General features: G+C 47.3%; 18 protein-coding genes. 11 read left to right on the top strand and 7 right to left on the bottom strand.

Features of this window, described 5'->3' with window-relative positions:
• Nucleotides 1–110 precede the first annotated feature (110 nt).
• From KNP94_RS12245 to KNP94_RS12265, 5 genes are all read left to right on the top strand, one after another.
• Nucleotides 111–1,592, top strand: a complete 1,482-nt coding sequence (locus KNP94_RS12245; RefSeq protein WP_214767664.1) for an amino acid permease — start codon at nt 111–113, stop codon at nt 1,590–1,592.
• A gap of 525 nt (nt 1,593–2,117) precedes the next feature.
• Nucleotides 2,118–3,878, top strand: a complete 1,761-nt coding sequence (locus KNP94_RS12250; protein WP_214805685.1) for a solute:sodium symporter family transporter — start codon at nt 2,118–2,120, stop codon at nt 3,876–3,878.
• A 56-nt stretch (nt 3,879–3,934) separates the two neighbouring features.
• The gene (locus tag KNP94_RS12255; RefSeq protein WP_029332347.1) at nt 3,935–4,117 is read left to right on the top strand and encodes a hypothetical protein; all 183 of its coding nucleotides are present in this window, start codon (nt 3,935–3,937) and stop codon (nt 4,115–4,117) included.
• Nucleotides 4,118–4,188: 71 nt separating this feature from the next.
• Nucleotides 4,189–5,136, top strand: coding sequence for a peptide-methionine (S)-S-oxide reductase MsrA (gene msrA, locus KNP94_RS12260; RefSeq protein ID WP_029332348.1), 948 nt, complete (start codon nt 4,189–4,191; stop codon nt 5,134–5,136).
• Nucleotides 5,137–5,205: 69 nt separating this feature from the next.
• A complete protein-coding gene (locus tag KNP94_RS12265; RefSeq protein WP_088836065.1) occupies nt 5,206–6,495 on the top strand; it encodes a DUF2252 domain-containing protein in 1,290 nt (429 codons plus the stop codon).
• An 88-nt stretch (nt 6,496–6,583) separates the two neighbouring features.
• Here the strand turns inward: KNP94_RS12265 and KNP94_RS12270 are convergent, their stop codons facing one another.
• Nucleotides 6,584–8,242, bottom strand: coding sequence for a glycerol-3-phosphate dehydrogenase/oxidase (locus KNP94_RS12270; protein WP_088836066.1), 1,659 nt, complete (start codon nt 8,240–8,242; stop codon nt 6,584–6,586).
• A gap of 36 nt (nt 8,243–8,278) precedes the next feature.
• Nucleotides 8,279–9,244 carry a Gfo/Idh/MocA family oxidoreductase gene (locus tag KNP94_RS12275; protein ID WP_215115736.1) on the bottom strand — a complete coding sequence of 322 codons (966 nt, stop codon included), beginning with the start codon at nt 9,242–9,244 and terminating at the stop codon, nt 8,279–8,281.
• 56 nt (nt 9,245–9,300) lie between these two features.
• Between KNP94_RS12275 and KNP94_RS12280 the strand changes: the two genes are divergently transcribed.
• From KNP94_RS12280 to KNP94_RS12295, 4 genes are all read left to right on the top strand, one after another.
• A complete protein-coding gene (locus KNP94_RS12280; RefSeq protein WP_215115737.1) occupies nt 9,301–9,567 on the top strand; it encodes a DUF5327 family protein in 267 nt (88 codons plus the stop codon).
• A 57-nt stretch (nt 9,568–9,624) separates the two neighbouring features.
• Entirely contained in the window at nt 9,625–10,275 is a 651-nt protein-coding gene (locus tag KNP94_RS12285; protein WP_214767672.1) for an SDR family NAD(P)-dependent oxidoreductase, read from the top strand.
• Nucleotides 10,272–10,625: a thiol-disulfide oxidoreductase DCC family protein gene (locus KNP94_RS12290; protein ID WP_214770594.1), complete on the top strand. Its 354-nt coding sequence runs from the start codon at nt 10,272–10,274 to the stop codon at nt 10,623–10,625. The genes KNP94_RS12285 and KNP94_RS12290 overlap by 4 nt, the downstream gene beginning before the upstream one ends.
• Before the next feature lie 79 nt (nt 10,626–10,704).
• Entirely contained in the window at nt 10,705–11,451 is a 747-nt protein-coding gene (locus KNP94_RS12295) for a thermonuclease family protein (RefSeq protein WP_251132649.1), read from the top strand.
• Nucleotides 11,452–11,711: 260 nt separating this feature from the next.
• On the opposite strand, the gene KNP94_RS12300 is transcribed toward KNP94_RS12295, so the two are convergent.
• From KNP94_RS12300 to KNP94_RS12315, 4 genes are all read right to left on the bottom strand, one after another.
• The gene (locus KNP94_RS12300) at nt 11,712–12,686 is read right to left on the bottom strand and encodes a cation diffusion facilitator family transporter (protein WP_088836072.1); all 975 of its coding nucleotides are present in this window, start codon (nt 12,684–12,686) and stop codon (nt 11,712–11,714) included.
• 39 nt (nt 12,687–12,725) lie between these two features.
• Nucleotides 12,726–13,511: a glucose 1-dehydrogenase gene (locus tag KNP94_RS12305; RefSeq protein WP_088836073.1), complete on the bottom strand. Its 786-nt coding sequence runs from the start codon at nt 13,509–13,511 to the stop codon at nt 12,726–12,728.
• 21 nt (nt 13,512–13,532) lie between these two features.
• Nucleotides 13,533–14,384 carry a GRP family sugar transporter gene (locus KNP94_RS12310; RefSeq protein WP_204251427.1) on the bottom strand — a complete coding sequence of 284 codons (852 nt, stop codon included), beginning with the start codon at nt 14,382–14,384 and terminating at the stop codon, nt 13,533–13,535.
• 132 nt (nt 14,385–14,516) lie between these two features.
• Nucleotides 14,517–16,145: an ABC1 kinase family protein gene (locus KNP94_RS12315; RefSeq protein ID WP_214767680.1), complete on the bottom strand. Its 1,629-nt coding sequence runs from the start codon at nt 16,143–16,145 to the stop codon at nt 14,517–14,519.
• A gap of 165 nt (nt 16,146–16,310) precedes the next feature.
• On the opposite strand from KNP94_RS12315, the gene KNP94_RS12320 reads away from it, so the two are divergent.
• Nucleotides 16,311–16,916, top strand: a complete 606-nt coding sequence (locus KNP94_RS12320) for a trimeric intracellular cation channel family protein (RefSeq protein ID WP_029332360.1) — start codon at nt 16,311–16,313, stop codon at nt 16,914–16,916.
• Between the two features lies 1 nt (nt 16,917).
• The gene (locus KNP94_RS12325) at nt 16,918–17,286 is read left to right on the top strand and encodes a DUF423 domain-containing protein (protein ID WP_029332361.1); all 369 of its coding nucleotides are present in this window, start codon (nt 16,918–16,920) and stop codon (nt 17,284–17,286) included.
• A gap of 340 nt (nt 17,287–17,626) precedes the next feature.
• Here KNP94_RS12325 and KNP94_RS12330 read toward each other — a convergent pair whose 3' ends face one another.
• A complete protein-coding gene (locus KNP94_RS12330; RefSeq protein WP_204251414.1) occupies nt 17,627–17,776 on the bottom strand; it encodes a hypothetical protein in 150 nt (49 codons plus the stop codon).
• Nucleotides 17,777–17,785: the final 9 nt, after the last annotated feature.

Raw genomic sequence — 17,785 nt, forward strand, 5'->3', positions numbered from 1 at the left:
CGGTAGAATGAGACGCATCATCGATATGTTGCGTTCTCATCTTCCTCTTGGAAGGTGAGGGCGCTTTTTTACGCCCTCTCAAAAATTATAAAAAGAGAGAAGCGACAGACATGAACAATTTACAACAGCAACAACAACCCCTCGATTCCACAGCAGAAGGGCTACAACGAGGGCTTCAAGCCCGGCATATGTCGATGATTGCAATTGGCGGAGCGATTGGGACCGGTTTATTCATCGCGTCAGGTGCCTCTGTTGCAGCGGCAGGACCGGGTGGTGCGTTACTTTCTTATACAATCGTCGGATTGATGGTCTACTTCTTGATGACGAGCCTTGGGGAGATGGCCGCCTATATGCCGGTCGCAGGATCATTCTCGACGTACGGGACGAAGTTCGTCGACCCTTCATTCGGATTCGCCTTAGGATGGAACTATTGGTACAACTGGGCCGTCACGATTGCCGTCGAGCTCGTCGCAGCACAAATCGTCATGCATTACTGGTTCCCGAACATTCCGGGCGTCTATTTTAGCGCGCTGTTTTTACTTTTAATGATTGGATTAAATTATTTTTCGGTCAAAGGATTCGGTGAAGCCGAGTACTGGTTTGCGATGATTAAAGTCGTCACGGTCATCGTGTTTCTTGGTGTAGGAGTCGCGATGATTTTTGGTATCTTTACTTCGGAGCCACCAGCAGGGTTCAAAAACTTTGGCTTAGGTGATGCACCGTTTGTCGGAGGGATTCCAGCTGTCATCGGTATCATTCTTGTCGCAGGTTTTAGCTTTCAAGGGACGGAGCTCGTCGGAATCGCAGCAGGCGAGTCGGAAGATCCTGAAAAAAATGTCCCGAAAGCAGTTAAACAGGTGTTTTGGCGCATTTTATTATTTTATGTATTTGCGATCTTCGTCATCGGAATGTTGATTCCATACACAAGTCCGAGCCTTGTCTCAAATGATATTACGGATGTTGCCGTCAGTCCGTTCACACTCGTCTTCGAAAAAGCAGGACTCGTGTTTGCAGCAGCATTGATGAATGCGGTCATCTTGACGTCCGTCTTGTCTGCCGGGAACTCCGGGATGTATGCTTCAACCCGGATGCTCTACACACTGGCACGACAAGGTGATGCACCGAAACTATTTGCGAAAGTCTCAAAAAACGGTGTGCCGCGGAATGCGTTACTCGCGACAGGGGCGATTGGTGCGCTTTGTTTCTTGACGTCGATGTTCGGTGGACAAGTTTATCTTTGGTTACTGAATGCTTCCGGAATGACAGGATTTATCGCGTGGCTCGGGATCGCGATCAGCCATTACCGTTTCCGAAAAGGTTTCGTCGCCCAAGGGCATGCGTTACGTGACTTACCGTACGTTGCACCGGCGTTCCCGTTTGGTCCGCTATTCGCATTTGGCCTGTGTTTCCTCGTTATCGTTGGGCAAAACTATGCCGCGTTCCTCGCTGATCAAATCGACTGGGTTGGGATTGCAGCAACGTATATCGGAATTCCGTTATTCTTGGTCTTCTGGCTCGGACATAAAGTCAAACACCGGACATCGGTTGTCCGGTATGATGAGATGGAGTTTCCGAAGCATCCGAAAAAATAATAGTATAAGCTAAAGGACCCTCTCGCTTACGAGAGGTCAGACTATAGGCAAAGTGTTATCGGGAATCGGGAGATCAAGCGTCTTTTTTCGTTGCTTTCCTCGGGCGAGGCGCAAGCCGTTGCTCCTTGATCCTAACGGACAATGAGCAGGGTCTTGCCTGCCTCTGACAGTGCGTTGAAAACGCACTTTTCCCTTAGGAGTCAACGAAACATGACGCTTTTTAGGTAGTATCGTGACGGATTGTCTCTCGTTATCGCATGTTTACGCTTATTAATAGTTTGTCTACACACCAAAACCCTCTCACTTGCGAGAGGGTTTTTCTGTATAGAAGAAGCGAATAATTCCCGAAAGATTTTTTCAGTTTCTTTCCATGATATGTCCCTTCAAGTATGTCAATCCGTAATTGGATTATTTCTTTTTAATAATTTTATTTTTATCTAAAAATATTGTTTCAATAAAGTAAAAATAAGGAATAAATTCTTTACGGTAAACCTACTAAAACGATTGAGATGGAGGAAGTGTGAAATGAGTACATATGAATTGATTTTGACACTGGGTTCGGCCGCGTTCTTCATGGCGCTCGTTGCTTATGTATCCTATCGCATGACACGAGGCAAGGAACAGGGAGTTGACGAATATTTTTTGGCAGGACGTGGACTAAGCGGAATCTTTATTGCCGGTTCCTTGCTTCTGACCAACCTTTCGGCAGAACAACTGATTGGTTTGAACGGTCAGTCGTTCATGGGGAATATGTCGAGCATGGCGTGGGAAGTCACGGCAGGGTTTGCTGCCATCATCATGGCGATCTACCTGTTGCCTAAGTTTTTGGGGATGGGGATTTCGACGTTACCTGAATTTTTAAGTCAGCGCTATGATGAAACGGTCCGGCGGATGACGGTGCTCTTATTCTTACTTGGCTACATGTGCGTGACGATTCCATCGATGCTTTACTCCGGCGGGATTGCCGTCTTACAGCTGTTTAACGTACCGGAGTTATTTGGATTGAGTTATACGCAGTCGCTGTGGCTTGTCATTTGGGTTGTCGGGATCATCGGGGCCATCTATGCAATTTTCGGAGGACTACGGGCTGTCGCCGTCTCCGATACATTAAATGGAGTCGGCCTTGTCATCATCGGTTTCCTCGTTCCGATTCTTGGTTTTTTTGCACTCGGGGACGGAAACATGGTCGACGGAATGAAGCGTCTCGCAACGACACACCCTGAAAAATTGAATGCGATTGGGTCGTCAACCGACGCCGTTCCGTTCTTTTCGATTTTTACAGGGATTCTGTTTGCGAATCTCTTCTATTGGTCACTCAATCAATATGTGATTCAGCGCGTGCTTGGAGCAAAGGACTTAAAAGAGGGACAAAAGGGTGTCTTGATGACAGGCTTCCTGAAACTACTCGTCCCGGTATTCATGTTGATTCCGGGTGTGATTGCGTACCATTTGTATGGAGATAATCTAGCAAGTGGAGATTTGGCCTATCCGAAATTAATCACGGAGTTGCTCCCTGTCTCATTGATGGGATTTTTCTTGGCCGTCTTGCTGGGAGCAGTCTTTAGTTCATTCAACTCACTCTTAAATAGTATCGCGACGTTGTTCGTACTCGACATTTATCGCCCGGTCTTTGCGAAAGAAGCGACCGATCGGCAGTTGATCCGTGTCAGTAAAATCTTCGGAACGATCGTTGCCTTGATTTCATTTGTCGTCGCTCCATTCTTAATGTATGCACCAGACGGTCTTTGGACGTTGATTCGTCAGTTCACAGGATTTTTCAACATTCCGATTCTCGTCATCGTCATGATGGGAATGCTCGTGCGGACGATTCCACCGATTGCTGCCAAAATCGTCATTGTTTTTCATGTCATTGCCTATTACTTCTTTGTTTTCGGACTCAGACAGTTGTTCGGAATCGATCACGGAATCAGCTTTATCCATGGCTATGGTATTTTATTGGTGATCGAAGTGCTGTTCATGTGGTTCATGGGAAAATATCGTCCTGTTATGCAGGTGAATCGTCGTCGACCGGTACGTACGACGGGGATGACGCCGTGGAAATATGCGATGCCTGTCTCGGTCTTACTCGTGTCGAGTATCATCTTGATGTATGTCCTCTTCTCGAAAATAGGACTCGCCTATCCGGATGGTATCGTTTCAGGCTGGTTCTGGCCAATCACGCTTGTCTTGCTTGTCGGGACGGTCTTCCTCTGGCGCTTTGCCTTGAAGTCGTGGCATACGCGGTATACGACTTATCTCGAGGAAGAGTACAAACGAGCGGAATAAGTTCACAGTTGACGGCTCAAATCGATTAAGATTAAAGAAAAATGGAGGCGAGCATCGTGAACTACTGGTACCACTTTAAACGGGCATTCATCCCGATTGCGATTTTATTGATTACATTAGCGATTTATCAAATGATTTATCGCATGAACAACATTTGGTATTCGCTCGGCGGATTGATTTTAGTTTTTGCAGCGATTTATTTTGTCATGCGACGCCTGAAGGCAAATCCAGAAGATTGAGTGAGCAAGATAGTAGGGGCATGCTTTAAAAAGCAGTAGACTAGAGAGATAGAAAGAGGAGGGGAAGATAGATGGCAAAAGCAATATTTGCAGGTGGTTGTTTCTGGTGTATGGTCAAACCGTTTCATAAGTATGATGGTGTCGACCAGGTGATTTCCGGCTACACCGGTGGTCATACCGAAAACCCGACCTATAAAGAAGTTTGTTCTGAGACGACGGGACATCTCGAAGCAGTCGAGGTGACGTATGATCCGTCTGTCATCACATATGAAGAATTACTTGAAGTATTTTGGCGTCAAATTGATCCAACGGACGGTGGCGGTCAGTTTAATGACCGAGGTCAATCGTACGAACCCGCTATTTTTTATGTTGATGAAGCGCAAAAGCAAGCGGCGGAACAATCAAAGGCAGCGCTTGATGCTTCTGGTCGTTTTTCAAAACCGGTTGCCGTCGACATCCGTCCGGCAGCACCATTTTGGCCAGCGGAAGAATACCATCAGGACTACTACAAAAAGAATCCGTTCCGCTATCAAATGTATAGTGTCGGATCGGGTCGTGCCAAGTTCGTCAAAGAAGCTTGGAAAGATCACGGTAAGGAACAGGAATTGAAACAACGCTTAACACCCATCCAGTATAAAGTGACACAGGAGAGCGGGACAGAACCGGCTTTCCGAAATGAATACTGGGATGAAGAACGTCCGGGACTGTATGTCGATATCGTCGATGGAACGCCACTCTTCACGTCAAAAGACAAGTTCAACTCAAGTTGTGGATGGCCGAGTTTCGCGAAGCCGATCGCAGAAGACAAGATGGAAGTAAATCTTGATACGACGCACGGCATGACGCGGACAGAAGTTCGTTCAGCTGATGCCGATAGTCACCTCGGTCATATCTTTGATGATGGTCCAAAAGAGCTCGGTGGTCTGCGTTACTGCATCAATTCCGCTGCTCTTCGATTTATTCCGGTAGAAGAGCTTGACTCTGCCGGATATGGGGAATATAAAAAACACTTCGAGTAAGTCAAATCGTAAGGCAGCAAAACGAATTCGTTTTGGCTGCCTTTTTTAGAATCGAAAGGAGGTCATGTTTTGTTTACAGCAGTTTATGATGACATTCGACAGATGACGATTGCCAAAGTATTGGATTTTTATGATGATAAAGTGCGAGGACTCGATGAAACGGCTCGACGGAAAAAGTATGACAAGATGAGCCAAAGTCCGTTTCTGTTTTTCCGCGGCAGTTCCCATCTGTTTTACTATGATTTGACCCGTATTCCATTAGGGTTCGACACACCGGTTGAGACACCGACATGGATTCAAGGCGATCTCCACTTTGAGAACTTCGGTGTTCATGGAAATGCGAAGGGTGAAATCATTTATGACGTTAATGACTTTGATGAAGGGTATCTCGGATCCTATCTTTACGATGTCATCCGGATGGCCGTTTCGGTCCGTCTATTTGCAGACGAGGTCGCTTATGATGCGGAACCGGCAATTAAAGCCTACATTGAAAACTACTTACACGACCTTCATGAATACGCGAATGGTAAAAATCCGAGTGACATCTGTTTTACGGTCAAGAATACGAAAGGACCGATTCGAAAATTAATTAAAAAAGCTGAAAAGAAGAAAGCAGACTTGCTTGGTGAACGAACTACTGTGATTGATGGACACCGGAAGTTTCTTGATCTACCGGATATGAAGCGTGTCGAAAAAGAGACGTACGCAGCAATCGAAGCGATCTGGCCGGATTACATTGCATCAGTCGATGAGAACGATCGAAGAGACGACGCGTTTTATACGATCAAGGACATCGTCCACAAACTGGATAGCGGAACCGCCTCGATTGGTCTGGAACGCTATTACATTTTGATCAATGGGGAAGGGAAGGAAGAGCCGGACGTCATCCTTGAGATGAAACAAGCACAAACGGCTGTGCCGTCCTTATTCGTTCCTGTTTACCGCGAAGATGTCGAGACCGTCCATCAAGGATTACGGGTCATCGCGTCTCAAAAAGCGATGCAAGCGCATGAAGATCCTCACCTTGGATACGTGACGATGCATCAAAAGGAGTATTACATTCGAGAGCGCTCTCCGTACAAAAAGAAATTAAAAGCAAAGCATATTAAAAGCCAGGATGATCTTGAAAATGTATTAGCTCTTCAAGGTCGGATTACGGCGAAAATCCATGCGCGAGCCGATATGGATGCAGGAATTAAGGCGACGGTTCTCACTCATCATGCGGATGTCGCGATTATCGAAGCAATCGGACAGTCAGAGCAAGTTTTCCTTCAGCAAATTCAACGCTGGTCAAACGCCTATGCGGAAAGAACGAAGCTAGACTTCCACGTGTTTTTGAACTGGATGACGAACCGATAAGAAAATGGTCTTTTGGGAATCGGAAAAAGGCAGGAAACACCGAATTGAACTTCGGCGTCTCCTGCCTTTTTTAGGCTAATTTCTTAATTTAAGAGGGAACTGAACTTTTTACACGAACAGCGTCAAACTCACGTTTGATGCTTTCATTGGCTTTTGCTTCTTCTTCAGCCGACCAACCGAGTTCGCTACGCATGAGAGCGAGTACGCCGTCCGCATATTTCTCGGCATTTGGATAATCGAAGAAGACGGCGGACGCACGGCGATTCAAGAAATCACCGGGTTGCATGACGAGCTCGGCTTCGAGTCCGTAAAGCAGTGCACCGAACCAGTGAAGTGGTAACTGGTAACGTTCCGCTTCACTGCCACGTGAACGAATGAGTTCATACACCCGTTCGACGTTCGTTCCGTAGCGTTGGATGAGCCATGTCGTCTCGTCTGGCGAGAGACCGAGGGCTTCTCCTTTCGGTTGTTGCTCTTTCAAGTAGCGGGCGAATCCTTTACTACCATCTTTATGTCCGCCGCCAAGTAAGATATGACGCGTCCGTGATTCAAGATAGATCCGGTCTTCTTCTTTTTTGAATTGTTCGGCGACCATATTGATGATGCGTTCCGCCATTTTCCGGTAACCGGTTAGTTTACCACCAGCAATCGACATCAAGCCGGATTTCGAAATGAAGATTTCATCCTTACGAGACAGTTCACTCGGATCTTTGCCATCTTCATGAATCAATGGACGGAGACCAGACCACGTCGACTCGACGTGCTCCGGACGAAGCTCGATATTGAACATATCATTTGTCGCTTTTAAGATATAGTCGCGGTCTTCTTCCGTGACACCAGGCTCGAGAATGTCACCTTTATAGTTCGTGTCGGTTGTTCCGACGTAGGTTTTCCCTTCGCGTGGAATCGCGAAGATCATCCGTCCGTCTGAGACATCAAAATAAACGGCTTGACGGAGCGGGAAATCAGCTTGATCGATGACAAGGTGAATCCCTTTTGTCAGATGGAGCGACTTACCAGATTTTGAACCATCTTGTTCCCGTAATTCATCGACCCATGGACCCGTCGCATTGATGATTTTTTTCGCCCGAATCGTATACGTCCGGTCTGTTAAGAGGTCACGGACTTCGACGCCGACAGCTTTCCCGTTATGATAGACGAGTGATTCTGCTTTCGTATAGTTGACGGGACGTCCCCCATAACTGATAGCGGATTTTAGGACCTCCATCGTCAAGCGGGCATCATCCGTTTTGTATTCCACGTAGCGCCCGCCACCGACGAGGTGTTCTGAGCGCAGGAGTGGTTCATAACCGAGTGTTTCTTCTTTTGATAACATCGTTCTGCGTTCATTGCGTCGTACACCAGCGAGTTGGTCGTAGACACGTAAACCGATAGAAGTTGAAAAACTTCCGAATGTTCCCCCTTCGACGAGCGGTAACATCATCCATTCCGGTGTCGTGACGTGGGGCGCATTCTCATAGACGATTTCCCGCTCTTTTCCGACTTCTGCGACGAGCTTGATTTCGAATTGTTTGAGGTAACGCAGCCCCCCGTGAACGAGTTTCGTTGAGCGACTTGATGTGCCTTCAGCAAAGTCTTGCATTTCGATTAAACCGGTACGCATACCGCGGCTTTGTGCGTCGAGCAAAATCCCGGCGCCCGTGATTCCGCCCCCGATGACTAATACATCGAGCAGTTCTTGTCCCATCTCTTCTAACCATGCCGTGCGTTCTGTACTTGAAAACATGAATAGTTCCCCCTGTTCGTTATGAATTGGATTGAATTACTCTACTGATATCCATGTACCCTCTTTTGCACTCTTTTGAGCATAATCAATGATTTTCATGACAAATAACGCTTGTTCTGTCGTCACGACGAGCGGAATTTCGTTTCGGATTGCCCGTGCAAGATCCGTGTAATACGTAGAAGCCGGCTTTAAGAAAGGGCGTTCTTCAGGTGGTTGTTCCGGAAGGCCGAATGTATAGGTCGCATTCTCCGTATCGACCATGTCAACGAAGTAACTTGCTTTCGTTCCGTGCACGCTCAAAGAACGTCCAGACATCGGAACGAGCGAACCGATGTGAAGAATCGCACGCCGTGTTCCGAAGGCGAGAATGAGGTGCGTATAATCGTCAACCGGACCGTCGATCCGCTGAATCGTTTGGTCACAAAAGACACGATCCGGTCGTTCTCCGAATAAAGTCAGAGCCTGATCGATTAAATGCGATCCTAAATCGTACAAGAGTCCGGCACCGGGTACGTCCTGTTCCCGCCAGCGTTCACGGACGGTCGGACGGTAGCGGTCATAATGGGCTTCGAACGTCTGAACGTCGCCGAGCTGATCGGTCCGGACGAGTTCCAGTAGCGTTTCGAAGTCTTTTTTGTAACGACGATTATGATAGACTGTCAGTAAGCGATTTTGTTGACGAGACAGTTCAGTTAATCGTTCTGCTTCAGCGAACGTCACGGTAAACGGTTTTTCGACGAGAACATGGCAGTCTGCCTCTAACGCAAGGCGTGCGAGAGGATAATGCTCAGAATTCGGTGTCGCGATAACGACGAGATCGATCGTTTCCTCGGCGAGTAATGTTTCGAGCGATGGATATACAGGCACGTTTGGGTAGCTTTTTGTAACTGCATCCGGACGACTCGACTGAACAGCAATGAGCTGATAATCGGGCGATGTAATATAGGGGGCATGCAGGTGTTCTCCAGCAAGACCAAATCCAACTAAAGCAGTACGAATCATAAGGACACTTCCTTTTCGGTTAGTCCCTTCAATTTAGCACAAGTGAGGTGAAGAAGATGATTTCAGAACAACATGTCATTGAAAAAATGCGGCAGACGATGGCAAAAATCGAGCAGACGAGCGGTACGGCGCAAGTCGAACAACTGGCGACAATGAAAGCATACTGTGAGCTGTTGCTTGAGCAACCGGGCACACCGGCAGCAAACGTCGTGCGTTCACAGACAGCTCCGGCAACAAAACCGGACGTCGATCCGATGCTCGCACGCTTCATGGGCGTTGCACAAGAAGATGAACAAAAAGGTCCGTCATTGCTTGATTTTTGACTAGATACGTAACTTTTTGGGAATAGAAAAGACAGACAAGCCAGAGGGGGAAACAGTATGAAAACAGCAATCATCATTGGAGCAGGTCCAGGAAATGGTGTCGAAATCAGTAAACGATTCGGGAAAGAAGGCTTCCAAATCGTTTGTGCAGCGCGAACGCAAGACACACTTGCTGCTGTCGTCACGGAATTGAAAGAGCATGGGGTCGAAGCAGTCGGTGTCGAGTGTGACGCATCACGCCGAACGGATATCGCATCCCTTGTTGAATGGACGAAGGAACAATACGGACAAGTCGACGTCCTTGTCTACAATGCATCGATTCTGCATCAGTCATCGGTTCTCGACGTCTCAGCAGAACAAATCACGAAAGAATTTGAAATCGACGTCCTCGGGGCACTCGATGCTGCGCAGCTCGTCGCACCGGATATGGTGGAACGAAAAGACGGCGCCATCTTAATCACAGGTGGCGGGGCTGGAATTCATGCGATTAAATCATTACCCGGACTATCGATTGGAAAAGCGGGTGTCCGTCAATTGACACACATGCTGCATGACACGCTAAAAGAAAATAACGTTTACGTCGGGACGGTCACGATTGCAGGAGAAGTGAAGCGGGGGACGGCGCTCGATCCGGCGAATGTCGCTGAAGCCTTCTACACACTGTATTCGAACCGGACGGATGTCGAAAAAGTCTTGTCTGCAGAATGAAACAGTTAATCGTCTACTACGATGGTCTCTGTCCACTCTGTCAAAAATCGAAACGGCTGCTTGAACGGATTGATTGTTTTCAGCAGTTGACGTTTTCCGATGCGCGACGGATGCCGGTGGAACAACAACCGCGATTGCTCGAACGGATGCATGTCGAAACCGAGCGAGGGGTCCGGTACCCGGGAATCGAAGGAATTCGTCTGTTGACGAAAACCTTGCCAGTCCTTTTACCTGCCTCTCCAGTGGTCTCGTTAGCGATTGTTTTACGAATCGGAGCACCACTCTATGACCGAGTCGCGAAAAATCGCGTCATTCCGATGAGCTGTACGACGGAGTGTTCCATCAATTAATATATGTAGCGAAGCGCCGACGCAAGCAAGGTCGGCGTTTTTTGAATGGACGGGCTCACTAACAAAAAGGAGGAGCATGATGAAGTTTTGGATGAAGGCATTGATGCTAGTCGGACTAGTATTCAGTACAGGCTATGCCTTAGAGGCAGATCCGGAAACAGAAACGAAGTTCGGTATCGCACAACCGGATGATACAAAGGCCACACAAGTGACCGTCGAGCGGGTCGTCGACGGGGATACAATTAAAGTCCGGTTACCGGATGGGAAGATTGAAGACGTCCGTTTTTTGTTAATCGATACGCCAGAAACGGTAAACCCGGAAAAACCGGTTCAACCGTTCGGACCGGAAGCTTCAAGCTTTACGAAAGACCTCTTACCGAAAGGGAGCAAAATCGTCATCGAGCGAGATCACTCAAAGACGGATCGTTACGGTCGTCTCCTAGCGTACGTCTGGATTGATGGCAAGATGGTTAATCAAGAGCTGTTACGTCAAGGGCTTGCGCGTGTCGCCTATGTGTACGAACCGGATACGCGGTATGTCAAAACGTTCGAAGACATTGAACAAGAAGCAAAAGCAGCGAAAAAAGGGATTTGGGAAACGGAAGGCTATGCGACGAATCGTGGATTTGACGAAACGGTCTTGACGAAGGAATCGACTTCTTCTGCAAAAGGTCAGTGTGAAGACATCAAAGGAAATATCAACCGGCAAGGGAATAAGATTTATCATGTCAGAGGCGGTCGTTCATACGAGGACGTCAAGCCAGAGGAAATGTTCTGTAGCGAACAGGAAGCGAAACAAGCGGGTTTTCGACGCGCTGCGAATTAATGATGCACGCCCCATGAGAGTTTGTCCTTTATTGTCTGAAGGGGCCGATGTTAAAGGCGCTTCAAACTCAAACTCATGACGGACGGTTCCGTCCTGTACGCACGAAACGCCGATGATCCCGTTTTTCATGGAATCATCGGCGTTTTCTAAACGGTCTGCATGTCCGCCTCGCCCGAGGGAAGCACGCGTATCTCCGGATAGCACGTTGTCTACAGTCTGAGACACCCTGACAGGTGCCCACTGTTTGTGGTTACTCCCTCTTATTCTGAAGGCGGGAAGGGTTTATAATGCGGAATTTGATCATCCTCATCAAAGGCAATCGTGACGTCGGTCACGCCTTTTAAAATCCGGATTTGTAGTTCGAGACGGTCTTTGATGTCATCGGCTTGCGCGATTGTCATGCCACGGTCGACTTCGATTTCAAGATCAACGTGGAAATGATCGCCCTCTTTGATGACTTCAAGTTTTTCGATATCACGGACATCTTTATCACGGAGTAAAATCTCTGCGATTTTTGCCGTCAAGACTTCATCAGTTTCACCGAGCGCACCGGCTGCATTTTGAATGAAGACGTTATAGACGACGTAAAACATCATCAATCCGATTAAAACAGAAGCAATCCCTTCTGCTTGATAAAACGATGTATAGTGCGAAATGAGGACGGCGATAATGGCGATGAGACCACCTAGTGTCGCAACTAAGTCTTCCATAAAGACGAGTCGCGTCGCTGGTTTTGCTTGTCCAAGCTTCGAGAAACTTTCGCGAACGAGCGTGAATCCACGCGATTTCAGACCGGTTTCATGAGCGATTTCAATCATCGCTTTATAAAAGACACCCATTTCAAGGACAACGCCGATTCCAAGCGCTGTTAAGATGATCCACAGTCCGCTTGTTTCTTCTCCTGGAGCATGTAGAATATGCAACACGCCTTCACGGATCGTCTCATACGCTAAAATGGCGACGACGATAATTGCTGCGAGCAGGACGAGATTGACGAGTCGACCGAATCCATTCGGGAATCGTTTTGTTGGTGCTTTTTTACTTAACGCAGATCCGACATAAACGAACATTTGATTGGCAGCGTCACCGATCGTATGCATCATTTCTGCGAACATGGCGATGTTACCGGTTAAGATATAAGCGATGAATTTAATAATGGCAATAATCGTATTGACGATAGCGGCAGCTAAAGCAGATTTGTTACCACGCCTCATTAGTGAGAAAAAGTTGGCCATAGTGTGATCCTCTCCTTTTAAAAAAGCAGGAAAGCGGAATTAACCGCGTCCTGCTTGGAATGATGGATAAAGTGACATGCCACCGTCTGCAAATAGTGTGATGCCGGTCACGTAACTGGATTCGTCAGAAGCAAGCCATGCAGCGACAGCGGAAATTTCTTCAGGCTTCCCGATGTTCCCCATTGGAATCATGCTTTCGACTTCTTTACGTTGTTCCGGGTCTTCAAATTTCTCTGCATTGATTGGTGTGTTGATCGCTCCCGGCCCAATCGCATTGATTCGAATGCCTTTTGGTGCGTACTCCATCGCGAGCGTCTGCGTCATCAGTTTGACGCCACCTTTACTTGCCGCATAGTGAACAAATGTTGGCCATGGAATGATTTCGTGAACGCTCGACATATTGATGATGTTCCCTTTAATGTCGTTCTCGACAAAGTATTTCAAGGCTTCACGTGCGCCGAGGAATGAACCGGTTAAGTTGACATCAATGACTTTTTGCCAGTCTTCGAGGGACATTTCGTGCGACGGTGATGGCATTTCGACACCGGCATTGTTGACGAAGATATCGAGTCGACCAAAGTGGTCAACTGTTTCTTTAACAAGACGAATCATGTCGTCCTCTTTCGATACGTCAGCTTGAATCGTAATGGCTTCTCCACCGGCTTGCTTGATGTCTTCAGCAATCTGATCCGCTTCTTCCGGGTGGCTCCGATAGTTGATGACGACCTTTGTACCTTCTTCCGCGTAACGGCGGACGACGGCTTCGCCAATTCCCATTGAACCGCCTGTGACGATAGCTACTTTTCCGTTTAGACTATTATACATGAAAATCGACTCCCTTTTAGATTATTGTTTTGTAAACCCGATCATGATACCGCCCGCTACGACGAGAGTACAGCCGATGATAACGAACGTCATTTCTTTTTTCGTTTTAGCTTCTTTCAAGAACAGAACGCCGCCGATTGTCGAGATGACGACACCGGTTTGTGATAACGAAAAGCTTGTTGCGACGCCGACACGTGCCGTTGCGAGCAATAGGGCAATATTCCCGACAGCCCACATGATACCGGCAAGGCCATTTGTGAACGTCTGTTTCGCAAACAAATTCCCTTTGCGTAATGAAAGTAAAATGGCGCTGACGACCATCCCGATTGCTTGTGGTAAAACGGCTTCCCAACCATTGATGTTGAACCAACGGGCGATGACGACATAGCCGACATAACCAATCGTCGAGATGACGAGTAGAAGCAATCCTTTTCCGATGTTTTCATCCTTCTTGCTCTTATCTTCTTTATACGATGTAAAAGCAGCACCGGCGACAATCAGTACTAAAGCGCTAATTCCAAGAATAAGTGCGGATGTATTTGACCATTCACCAAAAGCGAGGACGCCAAACAAGGATGTTCCGACGAGTTGCATCCCGGTCGAAATCGGCATCGTTTTCGAAACACCCATTTGTTTAAAAGCAGCAAATTGGTTCATTTGACCAAGTGCCCAAAAAGCACCGGAGAAAAGACCGGCAATCCAGGCCGTCATCGACAGTTCTGGACTGATAAATAAGAACGTCACGAGGGCGAATGCTAACGCACCGAGTGTTGTCCCGATAATTTGTTGTTCTGTTGAACCGCCGATTTTTGAAACGACGAGAGGCAACGTCCCCCACATCAATGCAGGAACGATGGCAATTAAAATATCAATCAAGTGATTCACCTCTTCCATTTGTTCTATCTACTTGAAGATGTACCCCGGGAATCCCGCCGAAAAACCTCTAATGGCTAACGAATATTATCTTAAAATAAAAAACGCCCCACGAATGGGACGTGAAAATTATTATTTAAAGGGTTCGTCAGCGATGCGGACGATGTGTCGTCCGATTCGTCGAGCGTTCCAGAGGGCGACGACAGCAATCGTTAAGGAAATCCCCATCAAGTCATACTGACTTAAGAAATAGCCACCGTAACTGACAGGTAAGCTGACGATTCCGACGAGTGAACTGGTCCACTGACGAATTTTAAGCGATTCCATATTCGCGACGCGTGAGAATTTTTGCTGTTCGAACAACCGCCAGCGTGTTGGTTCACTGAGGGCATCATTGACTAGGCGAGGAAAGGCGAGAAGACGTGCGCCGTAAGACCCTGCAATCTGTAAGTAACGATTCTGATTTTTCCCTTCTTCGTCCAGCCAACGGCGGACCATCGGTTTAGCAAGTTCAAGCAAGTTGATTTTTGGTGAGAGGATTTGCAGGATACCCAGGATCGTTGAAGCGGCACGACCGAAAAAGGCAAACTCGGCCGGTAATTGAATCGGTTCATTCCGAACGAGTAATTCAATATCAGACAGTACTTTTTCAATTAATTTCGTATCGACGTTCTCCATATCGCTTTCAAGGTAAAAGTTGACGGCTTTTTCAATCGCCTGGCGGATATTTTGTTTGTTGGCGTTCGGTAATAAGAAACGTAAGTCTTCCAGACCGTCGACGATTGCATCGTAATCGAGTGTGACGAACGACTGTAAGATTCCTTGAATCGCCCGCATGTCGTCCGGGGTCGTCGCACCAATCATCCCGAAGTCGAGCAGAACGATTTTTCCGTCTGCCTGGACGAGGACGTTGCCCGGGTGGGGATCGGCATGAAATTTCCCGCCGAACAGCAACTGTTCACCCGCATTCAGGAAGAGGTTACGCGCGAGTTCGTCACGATCGATTTGATGTTCTGCTAAAAACTCGAGGTCCGTGATCCGTGTACCGTCAATCCACTCCATCATCAAGACGCGATTCGTACAGTGTTCTTCATAATAGTCTGGAATGTAGATGACAGGGTTCGTTTCATACATCTTTTTAAAGTAGAGACCATTTTTTAATTCGGTCCGATAATTCAGTTCATCTCCGATGACGAAGACCATTTGGCGATAAAGACTTTGGAGATCAGTCGATTTATTGAGTGACGTCCGTCGAAGCATCGCGATGACGAGACGCATCGCGCGGAAATCCGTTTTAATGATTCGTTCGATGTTAGGACGCTGGACTTTGATTGCGACTTTTCGCCCGTTCGATTTGAGTGTCGCACTATATACTTCTCCGATTGAAGCAGATGCGATGGGGCGAGGACTGATATTATCGACGACGTCTTCAATCGGCATGCCCCAGTCTTCCTCGATGATTTTTCGAGATTCCCCGAGTTTGCTCGATGGGACCTTATCGACGAGTTCAGTTAACTCCATTAAAACGGTTGGTGGGAATAAGTCGGCACGAATCGATAAAAACTGCCCGAGTTTAATCAGGAGTCCTTCGAGACGCAGTGCTTTCTTCTTATAATCACGCGCAATCGTGATCATGATGCGCTCGAATTCTTCAGTATTCGTACCTGGTCGGTTTTTCCGGGTGAATCGATAGATAGTCCAAATATAACGAGCGAACATCGTCACGATGACGAAAATCCGGTAGAGCGCCCAACGTTTCATACGGTCACCTAGCTTCCTGTACAGTTTGTTTCAGTATAGGTTACTTTACCTAAAAACGTCACTTACAAACGGCTGAAAAAAGAATCGTAAAAATAAGGTGGACGCGACGCAAAAAGAGAGTATAGTAAGTAATGGAATTTCAATGTGGAAAGGTGAAATGTGTGCATGTCCTGGGACTTATTAAATATCATCGGAACGGTCGCATTTGCGATGAGTGGCGCGATCGTCGCGATGGAAGAAAAATATGATTTGTTTGGGGTTTGGTTATTGGCATTGATTACGGCGTTCGGAGGCGGTGCAATCCGGAACTTGTTGATTGGTGTACCCGTCTCGGCACTTTGGTCGCAAGGCGGATTGTTCTTGATCGCGATTTTAGTCGCATTATTAATCTTTGTTTTACCACAATTATTTTTACCACATTGGTCACGGTGGGGCGTGCTCGCCGATGCACTCGGTTTATCCGCATTTGCGATTCAAGGTGCGCTCATGGCATCTGCAAAAGGCTTACCTCTTTCAGCGACGATTTCAGCAGCTGTTTTAACGGGTGTCGGCGGTGGTGTCATCCGGGATTTACTCGCCGGACGCAAACCGCTTGTCCTGCATAAGGAAATCTATGCGATGTGGGCCGTCATGGCCGCGCTCGTCATCGATCGGTTCCAACTGACGAATCCTCTGCATTTGTTCACATTACTGGGACTCATTACGATTTTACGTATGCTATCTTATTATTATGAATGGAATTTACCGGCACGACGTTTAGGGGGAGAATGACATGAAAGTATTAATCATGATTGGTTCTTTATCGATGATGGTAGCGGTCGCACTCGGTGCGTTCGGAGCGCATGCGCTAAAAGATATGTTATCTGAGCGGATGCTTGCGAACTGGCAGACGGGTGTCCTCTATCAGATGGTGCACTCACTTGGGATTTTGGCACTCGGTGGCATGTTACTGAAAGTTTCGATTTCACAATTTTCGCTTGCAGGTTGGTTGATGCTCGCCGGAATCGTCTTCTTCTCCGGCAGCTTATATGTCATGGCGCTGACAGGGATTACAAAACTCGGTGCAATCACACCGATTGGCGGCGTTCTGTTCATCGCAGCATGGATTTTTGTTGCGATTGGTGCGTATAAGGGATTATGATCCATCGACTGACTTGAAAAGTTGGTCGTTAAACGAAAGTAAGGGAGTGGATTTTATAGCTACTCTCTTAGGATGTAGACAACGCGCTAGCGGGAGTTGAAAGCGTCTTTTTTCGTTGCTTTCCTCGGGCGAGGCGCAAGCCGTTGCTCCTTGATCCTCACGGAAAACGAGCAGGGTTTTGCCTCCCGATATCGCATGTTCAAAGTTTGTCTACACACTGGGAGTGGATGTATATCCACTCTCTTTTTTTTGTCTTTTTACGACGATTACGCCATCGAAATAAAAAAAACGGTCAAGAGACATCACTGCCTCTTGACCGATTACGATTGAAGCAACTGCCTCAATGCTTTATTGGTTGTGTTTTATTTAGCTTCGATAATGCTTGCTCATAGCGATCCAGTACACGTTGTGCGACTGGCTTTAGCTCTTTTGAAAGCACAGCGAATTGCAACTCACGCGATCGCGTTGACCGGTTCATAGCATTCCCCATGATCATTCC

The sequence above is a fragment of the Exiguobacterium sp. s80 genome, from assembly GCF_018618725.1.
Taxonomy (GTDB): domain Bacteria; phylum Bacillota; class Bacilli; order Exiguobacteriales; family Exiguobacteriaceae; genus Exiguobacterium_A; species Exiguobacterium_A oxidotolerans.

Excerpts from the sequence above, each read along its gene's own strand:
- KNP94_RS12245 (WP_214767664.1), top strand. The coding sequence starts at position 111 with ATGAACAATTTACAACAGCAACAACAACCCCTCGATTCCACAGCAGAA.
- KNP94_RS12250 (WP_214805685.1), top strand. The coding sequence starts at position 2,118 with ATGAGTACATATGAATTGATTTTGACACTGGGTTCGGCCGCGTTCTTC.
- msrA (WP_029332348.1), top strand. The coding sequence starts at position 4,189 with ATGGCAAAAGCAATATTTGCAGGTGGTTGTTTCTGGTGTATGGTCAAA.
- KNP94_RS12270 (WP_088836066.1), bottom strand. The coding sequence starts at position 8,242 with ATGTTTTCAAGTACAGAACGCACGGCATGGTTAGAAGAGATGGGACAA.
- KNP94_RS12275 (WP_215115736.1), bottom strand. The coding sequence starts at position 9,244 with ATGATTCGTACTGCTTTAGTTGGATTTGGTCTTGCTGGAGAACACCTG.
- KNP94_RS12280 (WP_215115737.1), top strand. The coding sequence starts at position 9,301 with ATGATTTCAGAACAACATGTCATTGAAAAAATGCGGCAGACGATGGCA.
- KNP94_RS12285 (WP_214767672.1), top strand. The coding sequence starts at position 9,625 with ATGAAAACAGCAATCATCATTGGAGCAGGTCCAGGAAATGGTGTCGAA.
- KNP94_RS12290 (WP_214770594.1), top strand. The coding sequence starts at position 10,272 with ATGAAACAGTTAATCGTCTACTACGATGGTCTCTGTCCACTCTGTCAA.
- KNP94_RS12295 (WP_251132649.1), top strand. The coding sequence starts at position 10,705 with ATGAAGTTTTGGATGAAGGCATTGATGCTAGTCGGACTAGTATTCAGT.
- KNP94_RS12300 (WP_088836072.1), bottom strand. The coding sequence starts at position 12,686 with ATGGCCAACTTTTTCTCACTAATGAGGCGTGGTAACAAATCTGCTTTA.
- KNP94_RS12305 (WP_088836073.1), bottom strand. The coding sequence starts at position 13,511 with ATGTATAATAGTCTAAACGGAAAAGTAGCTATCGTCACAGGCGGTTCA.
- KNP94_RS12315 (WP_214767680.1), bottom strand. The coding sequence starts at position 16,145 with ATGAAACGTTGGGCGCTCTACCGGATTTTCGTCATCGTGACGATGTTC.
- KNP94_RS12320 (WP_029332360.1), top strand. The coding sequence starts at position 16,311 with ATGTCCTGGGACTTATTAAATATCATCGGAACGGTCGCATTTGCGATG.
- KNP94_RS12325 (WP_029332361.1), top strand. The coding sequence starts at position 16,918 with ATGAAAGTATTAATCATGATTGGTTCTTTATCGATGATGGTAGCGGTC.
- KNP94_RS12330 (WP_204251414.1), bottom strand. The coding sequence starts at position 17,776 with ATGGGGAATGCTATGAACCGGTCAACGCGATCGCGTGAGTTGCAATTC.